The 19,504-nt window shown below is 69.9% G+C and carries 18 protein-coding genes and 1 pseudogene; 8 read left to right on the top strand and 11 right to left on the bottom strand.

What is annotated here, in order from left to right; genetic code table 11:
• The 7 genes from C3488_RS35410 to C3488_RS42145 form a co-directional block, all read right to left on the bottom strand.
• Positions 1-506 (bottom strand): pyridoxal-phosphate dependent enzyme (locus C3488_RS35410; RefSeq protein ID WP_146067993.1); only part of this gene is annotated, 506 nt, incomplete at its 3' end.
• A 51-nt stretch (positions 507-557) separates the two neighbouring features.
• The gene (gene sbnB, locus C3488_RS35415) at positions 558-1,628 is read right to left on the bottom strand and encodes a 2,3-diaminopropionate biosynthesis protein SbnB (protein ID WP_103844981.1); all 1,071 of its coding nucleotides are present in this window, start codon (positions 1,626-1,628) and stop codon (positions 558-560) included.
• Entirely contained in the window at positions 1,625-2,629 is a 1,005-nt protein-coding gene (locus tag C3488_RS35420) for a TauD/TfdA family dioxygenase (protein ID WP_103844982.1), read from the bottom strand. Before C3488_RS35420 ends, sbnB begins: the two co-directional genes overlap by 4 nt.
• Positions 2,630-2,649: 20 nt before the next feature.
• Positions 2,650-5,223 (bottom strand): amino acid adenylation domain-containing protein, encoded by a 2,574-nt coding sequence (locus tag C3488_RS35425; RefSeq protein ID WP_103844983.1) that lies wholly within the window; start codon positions 5,221-5,223, stop codon positions 2,650-2,652.
• Positions 5,220-7,712: a Pls/PosA family non-ribosomal peptide synthetase gene (locus C3488_RS35430; protein WP_258053852.1), complete on the bottom strand. Its 2,493-nt coding sequence runs from the start codon at positions 7,710-7,712 to the stop codon at positions 5,220-5,222. The genes C3488_RS35425 and C3488_RS35430 overlap by 4 nt, the downstream gene beginning before the upstream one ends.
• Positions 7,713-8,023: 311 nt before the next feature.
• Positions 8,024-8,776, bottom strand: coding sequence for an anti-sigma factor (locus C3488_RS35435; protein ID WP_103844985.1), 753 nt, complete (start codon positions 8,774-8,776; stop codon positions 8,024-8,026).
• Between the two features lie 7 nt (positions 8,777-8,783).
• The gene (locus tag C3488_RS42145; protein ID WP_258053853.1) at positions 8,784-9,146 is read right to left on the bottom strand and encodes an RNA polymerase sigma factor; all 363 of its coding nucleotides are present in this window, start codon (positions 9,144-9,146) and stop codon (positions 8,784-8,786) included.
• Positions 9,147-9,458: 312 nt separating this feature from the next.
• On the opposite strand from C3488_RS42145, the gene C3488_RS35445 reads away from it, so the two are divergent.
• On the top strand, positions 9,459-9,971 hold the full coding sequence (locus C3488_RS35445; protein ID WP_103844986.1) for a hypothetical protein: 513 nt from the start codon (positions 9,459-9,461) through the stop codon (positions 9,969-9,971).
• An 82-nt stretch (positions 9,972-10,053) separates the two neighbouring features.
• On the top strand, positions 10,054-11,004 hold the full coding sequence (locus C3488_RS35450) for a hypothetical protein (RefSeq protein ID WP_103844987.1): 951 nt from the start codon (positions 10,054-10,056) through the stop codon (positions 11,002-11,004).
• Between the two features lie 159 nt (positions 11,005-11,163).
• Here C3488_RS35450 and C3488_RS35455 read toward each other — a convergent pair whose 3' ends face one another.
• The 4 genes from C3488_RS35455 to C3488_RS35470 form a co-directional block, all read right to left on the bottom strand.
• On the bottom strand, positions 11,164-11,673 hold the full coding sequence (locus C3488_RS35455) for a DinB family protein (RefSeq protein ID WP_181139324.1): 510 nt from the start codon (positions 11,671-11,673) through the stop codon (positions 11,164-11,166).
• Positions 11,670-11,852, bottom strand: a complete 183-nt coding sequence (locus C3488_RS35460; protein WP_103844989.1) for a hypothetical protein — start codon at positions 11,850-11,852, stop codon at positions 11,670-11,672. Before C3488_RS35460 ends, C3488_RS35455 begins: the two co-directional genes overlap by 4 nt.
• 359 nt (positions 11,853-12,211) lie before the next feature.
• Positions 12,212-12,835 (bottom strand): hypothetical protein, encoded by a 624-nt coding sequence (locus C3488_RS35465; protein WP_181139325.1) that lies wholly within the window; start codon positions 12,833-12,835, stop codon positions 12,212-12,214.
• Positions 12,836-13,224: 389 nt separating this feature from the next.
• The gene (locus tag C3488_RS35470) at positions 13,225-14,052 is read right to left on the bottom strand and encodes a ZIP family metal transporter (protein ID WP_103844990.1); all 828 of its coding nucleotides are present in this window, start codon (positions 14,050-14,052) and stop codon (positions 13,225-13,227) included.
• A 223-nt stretch (positions 14,053-14,275) separates the two neighbouring features.
• Here C3488_RS35470 and C3488_RS35475 point away from each other — a divergent pair, with 223 nt between their 5' ends.
• From C3488_RS35475 to C3488_RS35500, 6 genes and pseudogenes are all read left to right on the top strand, one after another.
• Positions 14,276-15,022, top strand: coding sequence for a helix-turn-helix domain-containing protein (locus C3488_RS35475; protein ID WP_219822364.1), 747 nt, complete (start codon positions 14,276-14,278; stop codon positions 15,020-15,022).
• A 132-nt stretch (positions 15,023-15,154) separates the two neighbouring features.
• Positions 15,155-15,712 (top strand): DoxX family protein, encoded by a 558-nt coding sequence (locus C3488_RS35480; protein ID WP_103844992.1) that lies wholly within the window; start codon positions 15,155-15,157, stop codon positions 15,710-15,712.
• 327 nt (positions 15,713-16,039) lie between these two features.
• Positions 16,040-16,588: a DUF2231 domain-containing protein gene (locus tag C3488_RS35485; RefSeq protein ID WP_103844993.1), complete on the top strand. Its 549-nt coding sequence runs from the start codon at positions 16,040-16,042 to the stop codon at positions 16,586-16,588.
• Between the two features lie 70 nt (positions 16,589-16,658).
• A complete protein-coding gene (locus C3488_RS35490; RefSeq protein ID WP_103844994.1) occupies positions 16,659-17,117 on the top strand; it encodes a hypothetical protein in 459 nt (152 codons plus the stop codon).
• Between the two features lies 1 nt (position 17,118).
• Complete coding sequence (gene folE / locus C3488_RS35495) at positions 17,119-17,775, top strand: GTP cyclohydrolase I FolE (protein ID WP_103844995.1); 657 nt, start codon at positions 17,119-17,121, stop codon at positions 17,773-17,775.
• Positions 17,776-18,248: 473 nt separating this feature from the next.
• Positions 18,249-19,504, top strand: a pseudogene (locus tag C3488_RS35500) (excinuclease ABC subunit UvrA); the annotation flags it as partial.

A 19,504-nucleotide genomic window follows, 5' to 3' on the forward strand; every position in this document is an offset into this window, starting at 1 on the left:
CGAGGGAAGGAGCGCGCGATCGCCGGGGCCGTCCGGTGATAGTGCGCCTTCCAGTTGTTCGCGTTGGTGTACTGACTCAGCCACACGTACCTCCCGCTCCGAGCGCACTGCCTGCGGATGTAGTCGAGGCGAGCACCGAGGAAACCGCCGTGCGGGCTGGGCTCGGTGACGACATGGACATGCGCGCCGAGTGCCTCCATCAACAACCGGGTCGACAGGTTGCAGCGCGAGTCCGTCACACACAGGAACCGGTAGCCCTTGCTGGCCGCGATCACGCTCATCGCCACGCCCATGTTCCCCGACGAGGACTCGAGCAGGACCGAGTCCGGTGTGATGACCCCTGCCCGTTCCGCGGCCTCCACCATCTCCCTGGCGGGCTTCAGCTTGATGGAGCCGGCGAAGTTGAAACCCTCGCACTTCAGGAACAGCGGCTGCCCGCAGATCGACCGCAGGTCGACGTAGAGGTCCTCCTCGTTGAAGCTGTACGGATCGGATATGACTGGCACGATGGCCTCCGTGGATCGAAGGGCGGCTCGGTGCGCGGTGCCGCGGGCCGCTCATCCATAGCGGTTCAGCTCGTGGAAGAAGTCGTCGATGACGTTCAGTTCCCCGGACTCGGCGACCTGGTCGTAGACGTACTTGCCGACGGCCAGATCGAGCACTCCGAGGCCGAAGGGCGAGAAGATCACAGGGCGGTCCGACGACGGTGTGACGCGCCCGGACATGACGTCCTCCAACGTCCCGTCGAGGAACTGCCGGTTCCCGGTGAGCTGTTCGGTCAGGTGCGGTGAGGTGTCGGCTCGCAGGCAGTGCTCCACGTCGTCGACGATGTTGGCCGAGGCCAGCAGTACCTCGGGGGCCAGGTCGCGCAGCGATATGTGCAGCACCACCGGACCGTGCGCGAACCACGCCGGGTCGAGGACGTGGGGACGCGGGGCGACGGTCGCGAAGACCACCAGGTCGCTGAGGCGGATCACCTGCTCGGCACTGTCGTGCACGGTGACGGGCCCCGCGGCCCCCGACTGCTCCAGGCAGCAACGGAAGGCCGTCGCGTTGTCGGGTGAGAGGTCGAACACGCCGATGTTCTCGAACGACCAGCCGGTGCCGGCCAGAAACGTGTGGATGTAACGGGCGATCACACCCGCTCCCACAAAGCCGAGATGGGTCGGACGTGGCCGTTTCCGGCTCAGCCAGTCGGCTGCGAGCGCGGCCGACGCCGCTGTCCGGGAGGCGCTGATGATCGAGCTCTCCAGGCACGCGAACGGATAGCCGGTGTCATGGTCGTTGAGGATGAGCACCGCCGATGCCCGCGGGATGCCGACCGTGACGTTCTGGGGAAAGCTGGAGATCCACTTGAGGCCCTCCACCCGTGTCTGACCACCGAGCGACGCCGGCAGCGCGATGATGCGGGAGGACGGACGGTCGTGGAAACGCAGGAAGGAGGACGGCGGGTTCACCGAGTCTCCTGCGGCGTGCAGCCCATACGCGACCCGCACCAACTCCACGACGCGCTCTTCGCGTCCCTGCAGGGCACGCCGCACCTGCGCGCCGGAGATGACGGCAAAGGGAGGTACCCGTAGGGTCCCGGACGGCGTGAGCCGGGTGGCGGGCGAGCAGGTGGTCGTCATCGCGTCATCACCTCCACGGTCGGCGAGCAGTCGGCCAGGTGCACCGCGTCGGCCAGGGCGACCATGACGTCGCGCGGTCCCTCATAGGGCTCTCTGCTGTGCGCGGTGCGCAGGTTGTCGACAAGGAGCAGGTCGCCGTCCTGCCACGGTTCGCGGACGGTGTGGGCCTGGTAGACCTGGTTGATGAGATCGACGATGTCCCGTGAGATCGCATCGCCGTTGCCGTAACGGGTGTTGAACGGCAACCCGTCCGGACCGTAGAGATCCACCAGGTATTCGCGTATCTCCGGATCCAGCGTCCATTCGCTGAGAAACGCTATCTGGTTGAACCAGCAGCGCCGCCCTGTGAGCGGGTGACGGATCACGGCGCTGCGGCGTTGCCTGGTGCGCAGGCCGCCGTCGGGTTGCCAGGCGAACTCGATGGCCGCGGCGCGGCAGTAGTCTTCGACGGCTGCGCGCTCGTCGGTTCCGAACGCCTCGGTCCAGGGGGCGCCGATGTCGTCGTTGTAGTTCCTGGCGAGCAACCAGCCCTCGTGCTCGAACCGCTCGACGAGTGCCTCGGGCAGGGCGGCCAGTACGGTCGGCGAGTCGGCGAGGGCGGTCGCACCACCGCTGCTGGGCGAGATCAGGCAGGCGAACTGCATCAGGCCCGGGAACCGCAGCGCGTAACTGAGCTCGTGATGCATGCACATCGTCCGGTTGGGCGGCCACGTCGACGACGAGTACACGCCGGTGCCGTAGCTGTGCCGTGCGGCGAACGCCTCCCTCTCGACCATCAGCCCGGCGGCCAGCCGGGTGAAGACGGACGCGGTTCCGGCCACGTCGCGCAGCCCCAGGCCGCGCACCATGACGGCACCGTGCCCCGTGACCAGGCCGCGCAGGCGGTCCCGGTGTTCGGCCGCCCAGCGGCCGGGATCGTCGGTCGGGCCGGTGGTCAGGATCGGTACGGAGCCGAGCCGAAGGTCCAGATCGACCGGTCGTGTGGTGAATGGGGACGACATCTCGCATTGCCTCCAGCGGTTCACGAAGCGGTCGGGGACGACGCGGCTCGGGCGTCGAGCAGGCGGGCCAGATCGGCGAGCACCGGATGGTGCGTGAGGTCTTTCAGGGACACCGTGCGGTCGAGCCGGATGGCGAGTTGGAGCGCTGTGAGTGAGGTGCCGCCTCCGTCGTCGAAGAAGTGGGCGTGCCGACCGATCCGGTGCTGCGGGATGCCGAGCACCGTGGCCCAGGCGGCGGCCAGGCGCTCCTCCGTCGGTGTGCGCGGTGGTTCGCCGCTCTCCGGCGCCGCTGCGGCGCAGGTGCCGTGAGATCCGGTGCCGTCGAGTTCCCCGGCGAGCGCTGCCAGGGCCTTGCGGTCGACCTTCCCGTTGCCGGTCAGCGGGAGGTGATCGCGCCAGTGGAAGGCCGAGGGGACCATGTAAGCGGGCAGTCGCCTGCCCAGGTGCTCTCGCACGGTGTCGTCGTCAGGCGGGTGCTCACCGCAGCAGAAGGCCACCAGGCGCCGGTCCCGGTCGTCCTGGGTGACCGCGACGGCGCCGGCGCGCACGCCGGGCACCTTCAGCAGGGCGTTCTCGACCTCCTCGATCTCGATGCGGAATCCGCGGACCTTCACCTGGCTGTCCCGGCGGCCGAGGAACTCCAGCTTGCCGTCGGGCAGCCAACGGCCGTGGTCGCCGCTTCGGTAGAGCCGGTCGCCGGGGCGGTAGGGATCGGTCGTGAACGACTGGCGCGTACGCTCGGGATCGTTGACGTAGCCGCGGCCGACGCAGACTCCGGCGAAGACGATCTCGCCGGGTGCGCCGAGCGGTACCAGTGACAGGTCGTCGTCGACGACGCGGATCTGCACGTTGTTCACCGGAGGGCCGAGCGGGATCCGGTCGGTGTCCGGCGCCTGGTCCATGATTTCGTGGTTGGTGTCGTCCGACGTCTCGGTGAGCCCGTAGGCGTTGACGAGCCTGATCCCCGGCTGGGCGCGGAACCAGCGCTCCACGAGGTCCTTCTTGAGGGCCTCGCCGGTGACCGACACGCACCGCAGGTCCGGCAGATCGCGCGGGCACTTCTCCAGCGAGGACAGGACGGCGTCGAGGTAGGAGGGCACGGCCTGCAGGACGCTGACGCGGCCCTCGGCGACCGTGTCGAGGTATCGCGGGACGTCCTCGACCACCTCTTGGGGAACCAGCAGTGTCCGACCGCCGGCCACGAGCGCCGCCAACAACTGCCACAGGGAGATGTCGAAGCACTGAGGCGCCGTCTGGGCGACGACCTGGCCCTCGCCGATCCGCAGGTCCTCGATCTTGGCCTGGATGTGGTTGAGCATCCCGGCGTGTTCGCACATCGCGCCTTTGGGCTCGCCGGTGGAGCCGGAGGTGAAGAAGATGTACGCGAGCTGGTCCAGGGGCACGTCCAGGTCCGGGTCGCCGGCCGCGTCCGTCGCGCCGTAGGCCGTCTCGACCAGCAGGATCCGCACCCCGGGCAGTGCGTCCACGGCTCGCGAGAGGGTGGTGGTGCTGCCGGGCTCGGTCAGCACCAGCCGGCACCCGGCACGCGACAGCATGGTCGCGATGCGGTCGGCGGGGAAGTGCGGCTCGACGGGCAGGTAGACACACCCGGCCTTGAAGACGCCCAGGACGGCGGCCGTCCAGTCCGCGTCGCGTTCCATCACCACCGCGACGACGTCCTCGCGCCCCGCCCCCAGCCCGAGAAGGGCCCGGGCCATGCGGTCGGCACGTTCGTTGAGCTCGGCGTACGTCCACTGCCCGTGACCGTGCACGATGGCGACGCGGTCCGGGTGGTCCCGTACACGCTGCTCGATCAGGGCGTGGACACAGCGCTGCGGGAGCTCTCGCCGTGGCCCGGCGAGTCCGTCGAGTTGGTAGCGGACCTCCTCGGCGGACAGCAGACTCTGCCGGCCGTGCGGGGCGGCGGGGTCGGCGGCCATCAAGGTCAGGGCGGTCAGGTGGTAGCCCACGATGCGCGCGGCGCACGGGGCGTCCACTGCATCGCGCCGGTACCGCAGCCGCAGGGTGTGTCCACCGTCGCTCTGCGTGGACACGACCTGCCACACGGTGCCGGCGGGGAGCTCGCCGAGCTCGGCAGTCCTTGTGGCGTCGGCCTCCGGGTCTGCCGGGAACGCGGCGAACGAGGCTTCGCTCAGGGGACCGGGCAACCGCATCTCGCGCTCGAGGTCCTCGACCGGGGCTCGCCTGTGCGCCAGCAGGTCCGTTTCGGCACGCCGGGCTTCCCGTACCAGTGCCCTCCAGTGGAGGTGATCGGTCGTCAGCCTGCACGGCAGAGCCCGGCCGCCCGGCTCGGCGATGTAGCCGGTCGTGACGTCGTGCTCGCCGGACAGGGCGGCCAGTACCTTGGCGTGCGCCGCCAGCAGGACCGAGCTGAGCGGCACGGCCAAGTCGTCGGCCAACCGGCGCACTGCGGCCATGACGTCCTGGGGGATCGGCACCTCGTGCTGTGCCACGCCCGGCACCGGGGCGAGCGTCCAGCGCGGAACGGTGGTGGACCCGCCGCGGGTGAGGACGGACCGCCAGAACTCCTCGTCCCCGGGCTGGAGCACACGGGCGTCGGGTGCGAGGGTCATCGGCTGCTCCTTCCCACGTCGTCGTGGCCCCGCTCCAGCTCGCGGGCCGGATTCCCGCCCCAGCGGGAGTTCTGCGGGACCGCCTCTCCCTTCATGAGGAAGGAGTCCGCGGCGAGCACCGCCCCGTCGCCCATCGTCACGCCGTAGTGGACAAGGGCACCGACACCGACCGTGCAGCCGCGACCGAGCGTGGTGCTCTCGGACTTGAACGTGCCGTCCTCCTGGGAGTGGCACTGGATGACGCTTCCCGCGTTCAGGACGCACGCGTCCCCGATGGTCACCATCGGCCGCTCGGTCACGTAGCAGCCGTCGTCGAACACCCGGTGCCCGATCCGGACGCCCAGCAGCCGCCAGATCACGTTCTTGAACGGAGTGCCGTCGAACAAGCGCAGATATCTCTCGGACGGCACCTTCCAGTACCGCTCACGCCACCAGAACCGGGGATCGTAGATCGAGCAGTACAGGGCGCCTGGCCGTCGCGCCGCGGTGACGAGACGCTCGAGCAGCACGAAGTACACCGCGGTGAAGACGACGACGAGTACGTCCGCGAGTGCAATGGCCGGCGCGCCCAGCTGGGCGTAGGTGTCGGCCGCCCCGGCGGCGAGCAGGGCGGCACAGGTGAGGTAGATCCACCGCGCCAGCAGGAACCAGCCCATGGTGGCCGCGTTGTGCCTGTTCTTCGCCGCAAGGCCACGGCGCAGCTCTTCTCCGCTCCGGAACCGGTCGAACCGGCTGTCGCGCAGGACCGTCCTGGGGATCTCGAAGCTGGGTGAACCCAGCAGCCCCACCCCTTCCCGGATCTCTCCGTCCACAGGCACCATGACCTTCGTCGCCAGAAGGCAGTTGTCGCCCGTGCGTGCCCGCGCCGGATAGGCGATCCGGTTTCCCAGGAAGCTGTGCGCCCCGATCGAGGCCCGGGACACCTGGAAAGCGGTGCTGGAGAAGTCGGCATTCACGATCGACAGGCCGTCGGCGACCATCGTTCCGCTGCCGACGGAACTCAGGAACGGCGTCTCGTGCCTGACTTCCGTGCCGAAATTCGATCCCGTCTGCTCGATGTGGGAGAAGTCGTAGCCGATGGCGCGCAGATAGTGCACGATGCAGGAACTGTCACCGAACAGCCGGGTGAGGTTTCGCCTGTTGGTGAGTCGCGAAACGGCTCGGTGGACGGAGTGGCGCCATCCGTACAACGGGTAGTTCCGGCCGGGTACGACGGCGCGACGGAGCACACGGGGAAGAGCACTGACGAGCAACAGGCCGACGACCACGCCGCCGAGGACGAGCACGGCGGCGGCCACCGCCACGTCCCGGTAGAACGTGCCGTTGGTCAGGACCGCCGGGCCCGGCTCGACGACCATGTGGAGTTGCGGAACCGCGATCAACAGCATGACGGTGCCCCCGACCGCGAGCGGTACGTACACAAGGAAGGCGGTCGCCAGTTGCCGTGCGCTGTGCACGGCTCTGCGCAGCGTGGCGTGCGGCGTCTCGCCCACGACCTGGAAGTCGGCCTCGGTCCGCTGTGCGGGGGACCCTTGCCAGCGCTCGCCCTGCGGCACCGCCTGCCCGCTGTGCAGCGAGGAGGCATGGCCGAGTTGGGCTCCGTCACCCAACGCCGTCCGGATGTCGATCACCGTGGCCTCGCTGACGAGCACCGACTTCCCGATCGTGACCGGGCCCGGCTCGATCAGGCCCGCTCGGGCGCGATAACAGGGGAAGAACGAGTCCTTGCGGATGACGGTGCGCTCACCGATGGTGAGCAGGTCGGTGCAGACAGGCACGTTGCGGGAGAGGATCACGGCGCCTCGGCCGATGTCGGCGCCCAGCGCCCGCAGATAGAAGACGTACAGGGGCGAGCCGACGAACAACACCAGCGGGTTCGTACGGATCAGTGTCCTCACGACCCAGAAGCGGACGTATCCCAGGGACCATATCCGGATCTGTCCCGGCTTCCACCGGCCGATGAGCGTCCACTTCACCAGGATCGGAAGGGCGCACGCCCCCACGAAGACGGCACCGCCGAACAGCACCGACCGCACATACACATCGAGCAGGCCCGACCTGACGGAGATCCACTCGTACCCCCAGGCGGTGGCCATCGCCGCGAGGTAGGTGTAGCCGAGGAAGGCGAGAGCCTGAAGGATTCCGCACAGCACGTAGTGAGCCGTGCCGGCGGTGTCACCGAGCGGGGCATCAGTGTCACCGAGCGGGGCACCAGTGCTCTGCGGCTCCCCGGCCGACGCCTGGGTCGGCGCGGGGACTGTGGGCGTGGGCGCGGTGCGGGGCACCGCTGCCGCCAGACTTCGGATCGTGGGGTGTTGATAGATCTCCTTCATCGACACCGAGGGGAGGTCCGCCCTCTTGCGCAGCCGCGCGCAGAAATGCGCCATCACCAGGGAATCGGCACCCAGGTCGTCGAAGAAGTGACTGTCGACCGGGACCTGCTCGATGCCCACGACCTCGGCCAGCACCTCCGCGAGAGCCTGCTCCATGTCCTCGGTGGCGAGCGGTTCGACCGTCTTGCCCCGTCGAGCCGGCTGGAAAGGTCGGGAAGGCCCCGCATCGGCCGCTTCATCGACGGCGGCCCGACCCCCTGGCCGGCTGTCGCCAGATGCGCATGCGTGGGCGTCTGACGCGAGCTTCGTTTCTGACCCCATGCCTTTTATACGAATCACAGGCACCGACGTATTGGATGTTCGTGACTTTTCTTACATTTCGGGCAGGTGTCTCGCCCAGCAGAATGAAGGACGAAGGAGGGTCCGCGCCGCACGCGGGGGCAGCACCTACACCTGGTGCGAGGCCTCTACACCTGGTGCGAGGCTTGGAAGCGGGCCGTGGCGAGCACCTTGCCGTCGGACGACGTCAACCGGGCGCCGGTCAGCCTCGAAGGATCGACGGGGGCCGGGCCGCCCCAGTAGCCGTAGCCGTCGTGCAGAGTGAAGTTGCCGACCCGGACCGAGGTGCCGTCATCGCGCTCCAGTTGGAGGGAGACCTTCCCGCTGTACGGAATGCCGGCGTCGGCGAGGTCGACGGTCATGTAGACCCAGCCCGGCGAACCGGGATGGGCGAAGACCTCACCCGTCGACTGGCTGACGCGCGGGGACGTCAGCCCCGCCCAGAGCATGCGCGCTCCCGCCTCGGCGGGGTGCGAGGGCCCGGTCGTGACGCCCTCGATCGCCGTGCCGACCGCCCAGCCCCCGAACCCGAAGCCGAGGGCGAGCGCGGCCATGGCGGCGGCGGCCCTCAGCCGTACCCGTCCCCGCAGGCTCCGGCGCGGGAAGCCGGACCCGCGGGCCTGCGCACGCCCCTCGCGCGCCGGCGCGCCCTGCGTCAGCGCCTCCGCCACCCGGGTCTCGAACCCGACCGGCGGCTCACCGCACGGCAGCAGCCCGACCAGCCGGTCACCGACGAGGGTCAGCTCCTCGATGTACTCCCGGCAGTCGGCGCACCGTTCCAGATGGGCGACCGCCCCGGCCCGCTCACGCGCGGGCAGCACGCCGAGCGCCAGCTCGGGACCCTCCTCCCGCAGCTGCTCGCAGGTCACGTCACGGCACATGGTCGCCTCACCTCGGAGACGCGAAGGTGGTGCGCAACTTGCCCATCGCCGCCCTGATGCGCGCCTTGACGGTGCCCAGCGGGATCTTCTCCCGGTCGGCGATCTGCTGGGCCGTCAGTCCACAGGTGCCCGCCAGCACCAGAGCACGCCCCTGCTCGCGCGGGAGTTCCGCCACCGCCGCCCGCAGCCGGGACGACGCCTCGCCGGCGAGGGCCCGCTGCTCGGGCGTCTCGCCGACGACGTCCAGCACCGCGTCCAGGTCCTCGGGCCCCACCGGCTCCGGCCGCCGGGAACGGACGGCGTCGATGGCAAGGTTGCGGGCCATGGCCGCCAGCCAGGTCATCACCGACCCGCGGCGCGAGTCGGACAACCGGAACCTCTGCACATCAGTACATACGGTCCGCAGTCGCCACGGGATTGCACCGCCGCCCCGGGCCGGCGCCGGCGCCTCGGCCCGAGTGCCCCGCGGGCCGCGTGGACCGTCGGTGCTGTCACCTGGGTTCACTCCAGACCCTTCAGCTTCGGCCGGCGCATGGACCACGGGCGGGTCGCAAACGCCTGGGCGAGGACAGTCGGCGCCACCGCCGGCCGTCACGAAATGATCACTACTCCTCCACGCCTCTCCCATGAGTCGCACCCCAGGCGCTAGCGTCGTCGCTTCTGACTCGTCCTGGGGGGACACATGGCCAACCCGTACATACCGCCGCCACCGCCCGCTCCGCCGGTCCGTCCGGCCCCGAAGTGGGCACGGAAGCGGTACGTGCTGCCCGCGATCGGCTTCGCCTTCTTCCTCGGTGTCGGCGCCGGCGCCGGCGGGCAGAACGGCGACAGCGTCAAGACGGCGGCCGGTGCGCCGCGGCCGACCGCAACCGTCACTGCGACGGCCACGGCGACAGCCACCGCCACGCCTGCGCCGGGGCCGACCGTGACGAAGACGGTGCAGGTGAAGGTGAAGGTGACCGTCACCGCGCGGGCAGCCACCGACAGCGGCTCCGTATCCGACAGCGGTAGCGGTAGCGGCAGCGGCAGCCAGAGCGCTTCGGGTACCTGCTCGATCGTCTCCAACTCGGGGAACTGCTACTCCGCCGGCCAGTTCTGCCGCAACAGCGACCACGGAGCATCGACGACGGACGCCAGCGGTACGAGCATCACGTGCGCGCCCAGCGGCAGCAGGTGGCGCTGGACCTACTCCTGACCGTGACGCAGGGTCGTACGGCAACTGATAACGATCTTGGCGCACACCTTGTGCGACAGCTTGTCGTCCTTAGCCTACCGACATGGCATTTCTCTCAAGCCGCCGCGGAAGGGCACGTCTGGCGCCGGAACTCGACGACGAGCCCCTGCGTCGACTTCTGAAGTCCCTTCTGGCGACCACCAAGACCGGCACGATCGCGACGACGGACCTGTGCATAGCCCAGATGTCCCGCCTCATGAACCAGGACACGGACGACTGGGACCGCCGTACCCACCGCATGTCCGTCCTGGCGGACTACCTGTCCACGTCGCATCTGCCGGAGGCCTGGGCCGCGCGTGAGCCCCGCAACGCGAGCGCTCTCGTCCTGCACGCATGGACGCGGCTGGTACAAGGCCGCGTCCAGGGACGCCTGGAGGACGCGGCCAAAGTCACCGAGAGCTGCTTCCGGGCCGCCGAACTCGCACCGGAAGACCCCACTCCCTGGGTGGTGTTGCTGGCAGTGTCCCGCCTTGAGCACTGGGAGCAGCAGCAGGTGTTCGCCGTGTGGAACGAGGTGCTGGCACGCGACCGCTGGAACCGCGAGGCGTACCTGAGCATGCTGCGCTACCTCAGCCCCGAGGAAGCGGGCTCGCGCATCCAGGTGCTCGAGTTCGTCGACGCCCTGTGCGCCCGTATGCCCGCGAACGCACCCTGCGCGGCAACCGAACTCACCGCCCAGGTCCTGCAGTACCACGCGGTCCTCGCGCGAGGCGGAATCGAAGCGCTGGTGGCGCGCAACCACTGGTCCCACGGGCCTGCGGCTCAGGCTCTCGACCGTGCGGCCCACACCTGGGTACAGCCGGCCTTCTTCCGCCATGCCGCGGCCCTTGCCGACCTGAACCTCCTCGCCTACGCGCTGACGGCGGCCGACCGATGGCAGGAGGCCCGTCCGGTCTTCGAGGCACTCCGCGGCACAGTCACCGGCTGGCCCTGGCACACCGGCGGCGACCCCCTGACCGCGTTCGAGCAGGCGAAGAGCAGGGCAGCCGCGTGACCGAGCCCTGTGCAGGCCATCATCGGTCGGGGAAACCGCTCCCTCCGGCACGGGCGGCGACCGCGGCCACCCACTCCGCCGACGGCGGCCACCTGGCTCACAGCGAGTCGATCCTGACGGCCTTCCGCGGGTCGAGGCCTGAATCCGGACGGACAGTTCCTAGCCGGCGTAGGGGTTGCCGCCGAGCCACGTCCTGCCGTCGATCAGTTCGCGAACTGCGTCCAAGTGGCCGCTGTGGCAGGCGACTTCGGTGACCACATGGATCAGGATGTGTCGCACGTCAGGCAGCCGCCAGGTCGGCCAGATGTCCACGGGCCAGGCGGCGGGCTCCTGTTCGGGCTCGGCGGCGGCGAGCACGGCGTCCGCGCGCGCGATGGCCGCCCGGTAGTCGGCGAAGACCTCCTCGACGCTCATCCCCTCGGGTACGTACCAGTGCGCCTCCGCGCCCGCCGTGAGCCGGCAGGCCACATCCGGCTCGCCCGCGATCACCCCCGGGAACCAGAAGCGCTCGACATCCAGGGTGAGGTGGCGCAGCAATTCCAGGCAGCTCCAGCCGCTGGGCAGCACCGGCCGCCGCAGATCGTCCGCCGAGAGCCCTTCGAGAATCCCCACGACGTGCTCGCGCTGGCGGTCCAAAGCGCACTTGAGGGCGTCGAGTTCGGCGTTCACCGGGCGGCGCACAGGTGGGCGAGGCGTTCCAGGGTGCTCGCGATCTGGGTCTGCCACCAGGCGCGCCCGCTGTCCACTTCCGCGCGTTTGTCCGCCGGCAGACGGGAACCGTCGAAGATCTCCGAGGCATCGATGCGCCGGGACAGCGCCACCACCGGCTCGCCTGTCGTACTGGTCATCCCCGCGCGCCTCCGTCAACCGCAGAGCCTCAGCCTGACTTCCGGCTGGACACTACACCTGGGGTACGACAACGCCCGGGCGAGCAGCCACCACCCTGCGTTCCCGGTCGGAGCACTGGACGAGCGGGGCGGGGTCCGCGTGCACCGACGGCTCATGAAGTGGTGGGTGCCGCGGCGAGACGCCGTATCTCCCTGGCGGCCGTGTCGCGGGCCGTGACTTCTACGACCTGAATAAACCGACCCCGGTGCACGTTTCGCGGTGCCGGCGTCCCCGCCGTGGCCGTCGGCACCGCTCCTCAGGACGTCGCCTCACGACGCCGGAGGCAGGCTGTCCGTCAACGTGTCGGGAACGGGATGGCCTACGAGGCCGGCGCGGAGGCCGAGGTGCTCGGCAGCGGAGGCAGGGAGACGGTCGGCGTGGGGGTCGGGCTCGGCGTGGCGGTCGGGATGGCCGTGGGGGTCGGAGTCGGCGTCGTCGGCGTGGGGGTCGGAGTCGGCGTGGGGGTCGGCGTGGGAGTCGGCGTCGGCGTGGGCAGGCCACTGCCGTTCAGTACCGCTTCGATGTAGTTGTTCAGAGCGGTGACGAAGGCGGCGACCGCCGCGGAGACCTGGCTGGCGTCGCCGGAGCCGATCGCCTGCACGAGGTCGTCGATCGCCTTCTGCAGGGCGGCCAGCGCATCGCTCTCCGGGTCCGTGGCCCCAGCTGCCGAGGTCTGCAGCTGGGCGAGGGCGTCCTGCGCGGCGCTGCCGAGCCTCTCGACCTCGGCGGCGGGCAGCCGGCCGTTGTCGGCCTCCAGTACGGCGTTCGCCAGGTCGGCGACGGGGGCGAGCCGGGGGTCGCGAAGGCTCTTGAGCTGTGCCAGAAGCGCGTCCGCGCCGGCGACGCGTGTGTGCGCAGACGCCGCATGGCTGCGCTCGCCGGCCGAGTCGCCCGCCACTGCTACGGGGCCGGCGACACCGACCAGGAAAGCGGCGCAGAGCACGGTGCAAGCGGTACGGCGTGTGGGCAGACCGAACATGGGTGTCCTTTCGGTGAACTTCGGATCTTGAGCCCACCGTGTAAGAACTCGTGGCTCTGTGCAACCGATCGGTCACCCAGGGGATTCACGAGCGGTCCCGCCGTCGCCGCATCGTCCCTGGTGAGGCAGCCAACCGACGCCCACTCACCTCGCGCACCTGTTCGGCGGAACGGCGTCCTTCCTCCCTCCGCAGACATGGCCTCCATCTGGCTGCCGTCGGACGCCTGGAGTCTGCCTCGGTACGGCCGATCGGTGGCGGTCCGGTCCGGACCGCCGCCGATCGGCCGTACCCCCGGATGGCGACCAGGGGTGTGCGAGCGGAGCGCTGGACCCCGGGTGCACGGCCGGTGGGTTCAGGCGCCGGCTGCCGTGACAACCGCGTCCGTGGCGAAGCCGAGGAGAAGACCCACCAGGATGCACCAGGTGGTGAGGGTCTTGAGTCCGGTCCTACGGGCGACGGCCAGCAGTTCGATGACGACGTAGAGGATCGACCCGGCGGCGAGGCCGAGGAAGGCGATCGACAGGGTGTCGTCGACCAGGTGCTGGCCGACGAGTGTGCCGAGGAAGGTGGGGCCGCCGCCGATCAGGCCGAGCAACAGCAGGGTGAGCCAGGAGGGGCGTTCGCCCTCGGCGGCCAGGGGGGCGACGATGCCGAAGCCCTCGGTGGCGTTGTGCAGACCGAACCCGATGATCAGCAGGAGGGCGAGGGAGAGTTCGCCCTTGGCGGCCGAGTTGCCGATGGCCAGCCCCTCGGCGAAGTTGTGCAGGCCGATGCCGGTGGCGATCATCAGCGCGAGGGAGCCGGCCTGGCTGCGTGTCCGGGGTGCCAGTTCGGCGGTGGCGGCGGCGCCGGGTCCCGCGGGCCGTGCGGCGGCGGTCCGGCGGCGGGTGATCCAGGCGTCGTAGTGCACGAGCCCGGCGAGTCCGATCGTCAGGCCCGCGGCCAGTGTGGCGCCGCCGGACGCGACCGTTGCCCACTCGTGCTTGCCCAGTGCGTCGTCGACCGGCTCCCAGGCATGGGTGAGCACGTCCCACACGAGGAAGGTGAGGATGCCGATGGCCACGGCGTTCAGGGCCGCCTTGAGCCGAGGAGTGGGGGTGCGCAGGCGGCCGATCGGGAGGCCGAGGTAGATGGTGAAGCCTGCGATTGCGCCGAGCAGGGCGATGTTCGCGCTGGACATGGGGAAGCTCCGGTCTGACGTGCGGGGACGCGCTGAACTTAAGTCAGGCGAGCCTTACCTAACAACTCCAGGAGTCCGACTTCAGAGAAGCTTGGCGATGTCATTACCGAGTGGTGCCGCATGCAGTTCGTGCCCTCCCCTCGGGAGGGCGGTGCCAACGCGGGGGGCCTCTTCCGGAAGAAGCGGGATCTCGACGGTTTCACCTAATGCCCTTGGCGATATGATGGGCCCCGTGGGACTGGATCACACCTCGCTGACCACCCTCGCCGCCCTCGGCGACGATCTGCGCCGCCGTATGTTCGAGTTCATCCGGCAGGAGCGGCGCCCGGTCACGCGCGAGGAGGTGGCCGACAGCGTCGGGATCTCCCGCAAGCTCGCCGCGTTCCACCTGGACAAGATGGTGGCGGTCGGCCTGCTCCACGCCCGGTACGAATCTCCCGCCGGCATCCGCAAGGTCGGGCGAAGGCCGAAGGTCTACGAGCCGGTGAGCGATGCCATCGCGGTGAGCATCCCCGAGCGTCGCTACGGCATGCTCGCCGACGTCCTGACCGAGGCCGTCCTGACCGAGAGCAAGGCCGAATCCGCCCGCGACGCCGCGCTCCGCGTGGCATACCGGCGCGGGGAAGGCCTGGGCGCCGCCGAGCGCACACGGACACGCCCCGGACGGCTCGGCGCCGAGCGGGGACTGACCCTGGCCGCCGACACGCTCGAGGAGTTCGGATACGAGCCGGAGCGTGCCGCTCCCGCCCTGCTACGGCTGCGGAACTGCCCCTTCCACCCCCTGGCGGCCAAGGCTCCGGAACTGGTCTGTGCCGTCAACCAGGCTTTCCTGGCCGGCTATCTCCACGGCCTGGGAAGCGACAAGACCACAGCGGTGCTCGCCCCGCGACCCGACGCGTGCTGCGTCGAACTGCGCGCGGACGGCGTGTCCGAAGGCCCCTCGGCATCGGAAACCGCCTGCGCGCGGTGAGCCGGCGGTAGGACGACCTGCGCCCGGAAGCATCCTTCGTCGATGCCGTGCGTCTGTTCGCCGTCGGCCGGGAGGATCCGGCGCCGGGTCCGGACGGGGAAGCACCCCGGTACGTGCTCACGGGAGCATCCCATGGTTACGAAGAGTTATACGCGCCGGGCTTCGGCTCCTGCGGAACCGGCGGCGCGGCACCCCGTCACAGCGAGGTCACCGGCGTCCGACTTCGGGCTCCTGCTCATCAGGCTGACCTTCGGACTGCTGATGGCCGGGCACGGCGCCCAGAAACTGTTCGGGCTCTTCGGCGGCAAGGGCCTGACCGCGACCGGACAGGGGTTCGCAGCCCTCGGTTACCGACCGGGAAAGGTCTTCGCGACGCTCTGCGGTCTGTCCGAGTTCCTCGGCGGCCTCGGCTTGGCCGCGGGGTTGCTCACCCCGCTCGCGGCCGCCGCCCTCATCGGGGTGATGATCAATGCCATGGCGACCGTGACCGGCGCCCACGGCCTGTGGGAGACCGACGGCGGCGTGGAGTACAGCGTCTGCATCGCGGTCGTCGCCCTGGCCGTCGCCGCCATCGGCCCCGGACGGCTGGCCGTCGACCGGCTCTTCCCCTGGGGTGCGGGCGGCTGGGCCGAGGGCGCCTTCGCCCTGACCCTGGGCGGAATCGCTGCCGCCATCACGCTCAGCATCTGAGTCCCCGGGGGTACGGCCGTCACCTGCAACCTGCCAACGGAACCTCAAGGCCGGTCCGCGGGTGGCGGCGTCGGCCCCGGCCATGCCGTCCGATGCCCGCCCCGGCCGGCTGGAACCTCGACGACCTCCACACACCCGCTACAAGTGCGCGTGCTCACATCGCCGATCGGACTAGATGGCGGAGTCGGGTGGTGGGGTGGCGAGGAGCCAGGCCCCTGCGACTCTCTCGTGCATGCGCACAGGCGTTCCCCTCACCTCACGGGTTCGGGTGGCTTGACGACCCGGCCTCAATAAGACCAAGATTTGTTGGTGAAATAGGAGGTCGCGATGACCAGTGAGTCCCAGCTTCCGGCGAAGCGCCCGGTCAGCGCTTCGCTCGCCGGCCCGTACGGCCATCCGTTCCACCCGATCCTGGTCACGGTTCCGATCGGCGCCTGGGTGGCCAGCCTGGCGTTCGACATCGCCTCTCACGTCGTCGACCGTCCCGGATTCCTGACCCAGGGCTCGGAATGGTTGATCGGGGTGGGTGTGATCGGTGCGCTACTGGCGGCCATGGTGGGCTTCCTCGACATGTTCGCGATCCCCACCGGCACCCGGGCCTTCCGTACCGCCCTGATCCACATGACCCTGAACCTGCTGGTGACCGCGGCCTACGCCGTCAACTTCCTGTGGCGGCACGGCGACTACACGGGCGGCGCGAGTGTCGGTCTCGGCCGGCTCGTCCTGTCCGCGGTGAGCCTCGCGGTCCTGGGCGTCTCGGGATTCCTGGGCGGCAAGCTCGCCTACCGCTACGGCGTACGGGTCGCCGACGAGAGCACCCAGGCCGAGGGATATACGTCCGGCCGCGGCACGCGGGACGCCGGCTCGCCCGTCTGAACCTGCCGGCGCGCCTGTGCGCCGGCCGGTCCTCCGACCTCATTGTCACCTTCACATCCGGGAGTCACCCATGGACATCGCCGCGCTCATCGCTTGGGTGGTCACCGCCCTCGGCGGTTTCTACATGCTCGGTACCTGGATCCAACGCGGCGGAATCCGGCAGCAGCAGTCCGGCGCCAGCCGCCTGCCCGCACCGGTGGTCTTCGGGCACTTCGCTCTGGCCGCGGTCGGACTGGTGGTGTGGATCATCTATGTCGTGGCCGACAAGAGCGCCCTGGCCTGGACGGCGTTCGGTCTGCTCCTGCCGGTCGCCCTGCTGGGGTTCGTGATGCTGGCCCGCTGGATCCCTGTCTACCGCGACCGTGCCACGGCTACGGCCGCAGCGACGGCAGCGACCGCTCGAGGAGCCGACGCGGCGGTCCCTGCCGAACGGCACTTCCCGCTGCCGGTGGTGCTGGCACACGGCCTGCTCGCCGTGGTCACCCTCGTCCTGGTCCTGCTCACCGCCCTCGGTACCGGCGGCAGCTGACATGACCGACCTCGTCTCCCGCGCCACCGCCCGAATACACCCCGACGGCCAGGAAGAAGCGGCACCCGCAGGGCGCGCCCTGCGGGTGGTCCACGAACCCGGCGGCGTCGACCTGACCGCCGCCGAAGAGGCGGCCGGCCAGTTCCTCAAGTCCCTCGGCGTCTCCACCGCTTCGGAGAGCCTGCGTGGCACACCGGGCCGGATGGCCCGCGCGTATGCCGAACTGTTCAGCCCCCGCCCCTTCGATCTGACCACCTTCCCCAACGACGAGGGCTACGACGAACTCGTGCTGGCACGTCGCATCCCCGTGCGGTCGGTGTGCGAGCACCATCTGCTGCCGTTCGTCGGCACCGCCCACGTCGGCTACCTGCCCGGCCGCCGGATTCTGGGCCTGTCCAAGCTGGCCCGTGTCGTGGAGCACTTCGCGTGCCGCCCACAGGTCCAGGAACGCCTCACCAAGCAGGTCGCCGACTGGCTGCAGACCCACCTGGAGCCCAAGGGCGTCGGTGTGGTGATCGAGGCCGAGCACACCTGCATGACCCTGCGCGGCGTCCAGGCCACCGGCTCCAGCACCATGACCTCGACCCTGCTCGGGCTGCTGCGTTCCGACGCCCGCTCCCGAAGCGAATTCCTCGCCCTGACCGGGGTCGCCTCGTGACGTCTCCGGATATGTGACTCGCTCGGCACCGCTCGGGCGTGCCGCAGATCGCGCTCCGGCCGGTCGTCAGGGCAGGGCGAGGACGGCGGCGTACCACTCCCCAGCCGGGCGGCTCGCGCCGTGTCCGGGGCCGGCGAGTCGTGGACCAGCGCCGGCCCCGGACACCACCGATTGCCCCGATCCGCTCCGGCATCCGCCCCACGGCCCTGAACTGTCGGCCGGGCCGTCTTCGTCACCGATCAGGATTCGAGAAGCGCCGGTCATCGAGGCCCGCCTAGGGTGACCTCCACGGATTCCACCATTCCTTCGGGGATCGCGACGACGTGGGACGCGGCGGGATGCGTTGATCACGCCCGGCCCCGCCGATCAGCCCGGCCCGAGGAAGGCCGGCCGTTACGCTCGGAGCCGGTCTGATCGAGCCAGGCGATCCCACGGAGACCGCGCAGGCGGCCCGCCCGACAGATGGAGACACCATGAGCATGGCCACGAGAACGGACACGCAGTCGCCTGCGCCGCACGTCGCCGACAGCCATGATCTGATCCGCGTGCACGGCGCGCGCGAGAACAATCTCAAGGACGTCAGCGTCGAGATACCGAAGCGTCGGCTGACGGTGTTCACCGGTGTCTCCGGCTCGGGCAAGAGCTCCCTGGTGTTCGACACGATCGCCGCGGAGTCGCAGCGGCTGATCAATGAGACCTACAGCGCGTTCGTGCAGGGTTTCATGCCGACGCTCGCCCGGCCCGAGGTCGACTTCCTCGACGGGCTGACCACCGCGATCATCGTCGACCAGCAGCGCATGGGCGCCGACCCCCGCTCCACGGTCGGCACCGCGACCGACGCCAACGCGATGCTGCGCATCCTCTTCAGCCGGCTCGGGCAGCCCCACATCGGCTCGCCCCAGGCGTTCTCCTTCAACGTCGCCTCGATCAGCGGGGCGGGCGCGGTCACACTCGAGCGCGGTGGGAAGACCGTGAAGGAGCGGCGCGACTTCCAGATCACCGGCGGTATGTGCTCGCGCTGTGAAGGCCGGGGCACGGTGACCGACATCGACCTCACCCAGCTCTACGACGAGACCAAGTCGCTCGCCGAGGGTGCGATCACGATCCCCGGCTACAACGCGGGCGGCTGGAACATGCGGCTCTACAAGGACTCCGGTCTCCTCGACCCGGACAAGCCGATCCGCGACTACACCGAGACGGAGCTGCACGACTTCCTCCGCCACGAGCCGACCAGGATGAAGATCAGCGGCATCAACATGACCTATGAGGGGCTGGTCCTTCGGGTCCAGAAGTCGTTCCTCGCCAAGGACCGGGAGGCGATGCAGCCGCACATCCGGGCGTTCGTGGACCGGGCGGTCACCTTCACCGCCTGTCCCGACTGCGGCGGCACCCGGCTGAGCGAGGCGGCCCGGTCGTCGAAGATCAAGGGGATCAGCATCGCCGACGCCTGCGCGATGCAGATCAGCGACCTGGCGGAGTGGGTCCGCGGCCTGGACGAGCCGTCGGTGGCCCCGCTGCTCGCCAAGCTGCAGCACACGCTCGACTCGTTCGCGGAGATCGGCCTCGGCTATCTCTCGCTCGACCGGCCGTCGGGCACGCTGTCGGGCGGCGAGGCGCAGCGCGTCAAGATGATCCGTCACTTCGGCTCCCCACTCACCGACGTGACCTACGTCTTCGACGAGCCCACGACGGGCCTGCACCCCCATGACATCCAGCGGATGAACAACCT

The organism is Streptomyces sp. Ru72, assembly GCF_002920635.1.
Classification (GTDB): domain Bacteria; phylum Actinomycetota; class Actinomycetes; order Streptomycetales; family Streptomycetaceae; genus Streptomyces.